General features: G+C 38.5%; 6 protein-coding genes. 4 read left to right on the top strand and 2 right to left on the bottom strand.

From position 1 onward, the window contains the following. A partial coding sequence (locus A3756_RS01150) for a hypothetical protein (protein WP_231875444.1) occupies positions 1 to 334 on the top strand: 334 nt, incomplete at its 5' end. Positions 335 to 369: 35 nt separating this feature from the next. After that, a complete protein-coding gene (locus A3756_RS01145; RefSeq protein WP_068552707.1) occupies positions 370 to 981 on the top strand; it encodes a response regulator transcription factor in 612 nt (203 codons plus the stop codon). A 23-nt stretch (positions 982 to 1,004) separates the two neighbouring features. Here A3756_RS01145 and A3756_RS01140 read toward each other — a convergent pair whose 3' ends face one another. Both A3756_RS01140 and A3756_RS01135 read right to left on the bottom strand, forming a co-directional pair. Continuing rightward, entirely contained in the window at positions 1,005 to 1,793 is a 789-nt protein-coding gene (locus tag A3756_RS01140) for a hypothetical protein (protein WP_068552704.1), read from the bottom strand. Between the two features lie 114 nt (positions 1,794 to 1,907). Continuing rightward, the gene (locus tag A3756_RS01135; protein WP_068552702.1) at positions 1,908 to 3,635 is read right to left on the bottom strand and encodes a hybrid sensor histidine kinase/response regulator; all 1,728 of its coding nucleotides are present in this window, start codon (positions 3,633 to 3,635) and stop codon (positions 1,908 to 1,910) included. Between the two features lie 135 nt (positions 3,636 to 3,770). Between A3756_RS01135 and A3756_RS01130 the strand changes: the two genes are divergently transcribed. Both A3756_RS01130 and A3756_RS01125 read left to right on the top strand, forming a co-directional pair. After that, positions 3,771 to 4,922 carry a hypothetical protein gene (locus A3756_RS01130; RefSeq protein ID WP_068552700.1) on the top strand — a complete coding sequence of 384 codons (1,152 nt, stop codon included), beginning with the start codon at positions 3,771 to 3,773 and terminating at the stop codon, positions 4,920 to 4,922. A 128-nt stretch (positions 4,923 to 5,050) separates the two neighbouring features. Next, positions 5,051 to 5,260: an AlpA family transcriptional regulator gene (locus A3756_RS01125; protein WP_068552698.1), complete on the top strand. Its 210-nt coding sequence runs from the start codon at positions 5,051 to 5,053 to the stop codon at positions 5,258 to 5,260. Positions 5,261 to 5,294 lie beyond the last annotated feature (34 nt).

Below are 5,294 nucleotides of genomic sequence, written 5' to 3'. Positions count from 1 at the left end.
AAGAGAAATTTGGTTGGACGATCTGAAGAATGGATTAACAATACTTCGTTCAGGCCACGCAATTCCTATTTTAAGAAATTTACATGAAATGAAATACGAAGCAGCAAAAGAACTAATACCTGACGACTCTACAATTGAGCGCTACATTAAAGAGGTACACAAATACATGGAACTCCCTCCTCATAAAAAAGGTCGCCTAAAACCTTTGGATAGAAACTACAATCACCTTAAAGAAACTTTTGAACATATCATTCATAAGCCGATTGAAACACTTCGTTTAGAGAACTATCCATCAAAAGAAAAATTTCTCCCAGTTAAAAATCATGGTTGCTGATATAATTGCACGACATTGCAACAGGGACGAAAAAGTTGAGCGCAGTATACAAGATCATCATCATCGACGATCATCACTTATTTGTATCAGCCTTAAAGGAACTATTTGAGCTGCTACTACCAGATGCCGAGGTATTTATATTTACCGAGGCATTCCAAGCCCTTTCATTCATCAATTCCCAAGAGCAAAAAGTCGATTTGGTATTACTAGATATCTCGCTCAAAGATGAGAATGGCTTCAACACCCTGCTACGAATAAAAGAAAAGCACCTATCGCTCCCCGTAGCATTCCTAACAGCATCAGAAGACAACAAAGATGTCGCGAAGTGCTTTAAACTCGGTGGAAAAGGCTTTATTCCAAAATCACTTTCCCCAGAAGCTACTGTTCAAGCTATAAAACTAATACTAGCTGGCGAAGAATATATTCCAGGATTTTACCTAAGACCTACTTCGCAAACCGCACGCAGCAACAACTTTTCTCTAACAGCAAGACAGAATGAAGTCCTGAGCTATTTGAAAAAAGGAGCTTCAAATAAACAAATAGCTGAAAACCTAGGTATTTCTGAGGGAACGGTTAAGATTCATGTATCTGCAATTTTAAAGCTGTTTAACCTCAACAGTCGTGCTGAGGTTATAGCAAGTCTATAGTTAAAAGAGCATTATTAATGAAGCTATGCAGGAAAACTAGGTGCTTCGTTCAATACCGACCTCTTAACCAAACTTGGGTCCAGACCATATCGCTTAACAACTGATTGCATCAGTTCAAACAGCCAAGCTGGAGCAAACGGGGCAATTACTATTTCTTCGATTAATAGCTCCAAGTCAACTGACAGATTTCGTCCGTATTCGCTTAATGGTTCTCTTCCATAGTGTGGTTCAAAAAGTTGTTGAATCAAGACCCTAACTTCTTTTTCATGTTCAAAAGATTTGCGCTTGTAAAAAAAAGGTTCTACTGGACTTGGAACTGGAGGGAAACCCAAGTCATTGTCATAGTCGACGTAGAATACTTTACCTATAAATAGGCCATAATCACGATGGATAGCTCTGAGCAATTTAATAGCTTTAGTTTTGATCGCTACAGCTTCCTCTATATGGCCATAGAGCTTCCACATTCCATCAGATTCATGTGAATTCATATGCCAACATTGGACAAAAGTATTTTTCCTAAGCCTTTCCCAATAAGAATCAGAAAACTCTTTGCTATCGTTTGCTTGACGAAGCAATTCTGTAGTTGCATTCCATTTTTCCAACGCTTTCTTCGGAAAAGCTCCTTCAAATTTATCATCGAATCCATCAATCCTTGTTAAATATAAGCTTTCCGATTCCAAAAGAGAAAGAAACTTTGCAAATGACATAAACCGCCACAAAGTTGCATCACGATCAGGAGGGATGACACCCGTTGCACCATACATTTCATCATCAAGAACATTCAAAATATGTTTATTATTTTCTGTATCCATAAATAGTTAATACGCCAACGCTATCCACCTCCGCTCAAAGTACAAGATGGCAGTGTTAGCCTATTTTTCTCCTCAATCGGTTAATTCCATAAGTTATTTTGAACGTAAAGATCATTAGTTTACTGTTAAACAAGACACTAGACTATTAGCATCAATCGGCTTATTGAGCACTTTGAATCCTGACCGTTTGAGACTTATCAATAAGTCTACTTCCGTATCCCCCGTCAGAATAATAATGTTCAAACGCTTTTCTTGAAGCATTATTTTGTTTGCGATATTGATACCTGTCTCTGAATCAGAGAGTCTATTATCCAAGATCACACAATCAAAATTATCAGAGCAATAAACGTTACTTGAGAAGAACTCCTGACCACTGCCAAATGCTTCGACTTCATGCCCAAGAGACTCCAATAAGAGCGTTATGCTATCCCTTACTGAGACATCATCATCAATAACGATAACCTTTAGAGGAGCAGTCTTGTTGGTTTGTTCAAGGTATTCATCAGATCTAGGTTTATATTCAACATATGGTAGCTTTAGAATAAATTCAGTACCCGAATTAGAAGACCTCATGTCTAATGAAACGCCTAGGAGTTCAGACAGCTGCTTTACGATTGCCAAACCTAAGCCGAGTCCTTTACTTCTATCTCGCTCTGGGTTTTCTAGCTGAAAGAACTCTTCAAACACTTTATCTCTAAACTTTTTAGATATACCCTTGCCAGAATCCTTAATACTAATCTTGACCAGGCCGTCATCATCTAATTTGTTTATCGATATCATGATGTCATTAGCCTGAGAATGGTTAATTGCGTTATCAATAATATTGGAAAAGATCCTTCCAAGCAGTTTTCCATCACTATGCACGTAGACACTCTTCAACGATAAATGAAATTTTATCCCTTTAGATAAAGCCTGACCTTCAAACTGATCGGCCATTTCTTGAATGATATTATCAAGTGCAACATGATCATTTTCAGGCGTTATCGCGCGCGCATCAATTTTGGAAAGATCAAGCAGTGAATCAAGCAATTCACGCAAGGCTTTTACTGACGAGTTTAGCTTAGGAAAAATCCTTTTCTGAGTTTCAACTGAGTCCGTATGACTAATCGTATAAGCGAGAAACTCTATCGACTGCAACGGCTGTCGAAGGTCGTGACTAGCGGCGGCTAGAAACTTTGATTTAGATTCACTTGCTTGCAGGGCTTCTTTGCGTTTTTCCTCTGCCACCTTTAATAAATACCTATTTTCATTTCTGAGACGAATGGATTTGTTTAATACAGCACGAGCGTTAATAGCTTGACCATAGCCAATAATTAGACATCCAGATACAAGTGATAAGAATTCCCAAAGATAAGGTGACGAAAGGTATTTGAAGAAGCAAAGGAGAATAAACGGGCTGATAAATGCCAAATAAATTTTGGCGTTCAAACCGACAGCTATTGAAGCAGCAACAATTACGATACTAGTTATTACAAGCATCGCTACAGCCTCTCTAGATTCGCTTAAGTCACCAGTCAGAACTAAAAACGACCAAGTCAAACTATTAGCAATCGCAATCCATATCAACCATTTCTGATTTCTAGATGTCAAACTGCGAGTGGAGACGTTTTCTTTTCGAAATTTCTTATAGAAATAGAACCCAACAGCAACAACTATAGAATTTAAAATAAACCAGGAAAAAGGCCGGAGTAATTCACTAGATATATGATAAACAAGAAGTGTGATTAGCAACCCAGCAGTTATATTCGCAACAGTATTGAATAAGCCAAACTGCTTAAATGTCGTATCAACACTCTCGCGCCAAAAGTCTTCCTGTATCAACGCCTTGTTTCGTTCTTCCATGAACATTCGCTCTTTGTAAGTCCCTATAACTTTAGTAATAGAACTAAAGCTAGCTATGCCTTTTGCCAGATATGACTTGCTAACGTCATCTGATAAATTTCGCGACCATTGTGAGCCTTTTAGGGAAGAAAATAAATGTTAAAAGAAGTTGTTTTTACTGCTAGTGCTTTAGCTTTAATTAGTGGGTGTTCTTTATTCGAAGGAGATGATGATAAAACTGGGACGACCACACCTTTAGTCAATGAAGAAACAGATGATGCACCAGTGTTGCTAACAGGAAGGTTTATAGATTCTCCTGTTCAAGGCTTACGCTACAACGTTTCCAAAAAGCTATACAAAGATAATCCATACTCATCAAGTGAGATAACTTCTAGTGGCGTTACAAATGAAAATGGTGAATATTTTTATAATGAAACCGATGAGAATATTATGTTCTTCATTGGGGGCATGTTGGTTGCCTCGGGGCCGGTCGGACAGATTTTCACCCCATTAGATGTAAACTACGTAAGGCATTCTGAAGATGTAATCTCTGCTTCGAAAGAAGAATATCTACACCCGGATGCGCCTGTTAATTTAGCTAGATTATTACAGACCCTCGATTCCGATGGTTACCCTGAAAATGGCATTACCATTACGGAAGAAACCGCTAATGAGTTTTCCAATAGTTTTGAATCAATCTACGGTACAGAAGTATTCGACCAGTCTACAGAAGGCTTCGCTAGCCATTTAGAGGAACATATTGGTGAATATACCAATACTTCAACCTTAGTATCGGTAGAAGATGCCGTCAATCATATGAGTGCTTCACTATCGGATTTAAAGTCCGATTACACAATCAACCTAGTTGGTCAAACTTGGGTTACACAATTAAAGGAGCTCAGACAATACGTCTCTTTCGATAATAGAGATTCATGGGGAGAGCCCACAATATGCACCGAAACAGACATGAATATCTACTCAATAGATAAATATCATACCAACCATGTAGAAGTAGAGATCCACGATAATTTTAATGCCACTACTTGTACAGCTACAGGCAGTAGAAGTTTTGAAACGACTAATTATGGAAGGTACACAATGTGTCCAAGCAGTGAATGTAACTATTCTGATCTCAACCGGATAACTGGTTGGGAAGAAAATTCCGAAGAGAATCATCGGCGAGAGAAAGAAACGCGCCACCACATTATGGGCTCCGATAAAGTTATTACTATTCATGAAATCCAATTTACGGATGACGATAAGGACTACTGGCAGGTTGCTCGGTATGAATCAGCACGAAATCCCTAATTTCTCCCAATATAACTATCGGTTAGCCCGCTTCACAATATAAAGGAAGCGGCCTATCGCAATATTCAAGGGATCTCTTGGCTTTCACAATATATGTGAATTCTCAATACAGCTAAGGAGATCCCAAAATGACCAATAGAATTCTAAGAATAAAACAAGTCACCGACTACACAGGCCTTTCACGGGCGGCAGTTTATCGTTTGATGCAGGAGAAAGAATTTCCCCAATCAATTCGAATAACAAAGCGCTGTGTAGGCTGGGAGGAGAGGCAAATTCAAACTTGGATTGAATCCCAAATTAAAAAAAGCATCGAATCAGAAGGTGCTACAAATGAATAATCCTTTGTAGCACCTTCTGATTCGATGCTTTTTT

This window comes from Oleiphilus sp. HI0086 (assembly GCF_001635225.1).
The sequence above is the reverse complement of the archived record's forward strand: the minus strand, read 5'-3'. Positions and strand labels throughout refer to the sequence as shown.

Coding starts and splice junctions, on each gene's coding strand:
- A3756_RS01140 (WP_068552704.1), bottom strand. CDS start 1,793: ATGGATACAGAAAATAATAAACATATTTTGAATGTTCTTGATGATGAA.
- A3756_RS01135 (WP_068552702.1), bottom strand. CDS start 3,635: ATGGAAGAACGAAACAAGGCGTTGATACAGGAAGACTTTTGGCGCGAG.
- A3756_RS01130 (WP_068552700.1), top strand. CDS start 3,771: ATGTTAAAAGAAGTTGTTTTTACTGCTAGTGCTTTAGCTTTAATTAGT.
- A3756_RS01125 (WP_068552698.1), top strand. CDS start 5,051: ATGACCAATAGAATTCTAAGAATAAAACAAGTCACCGACTACACAGGC.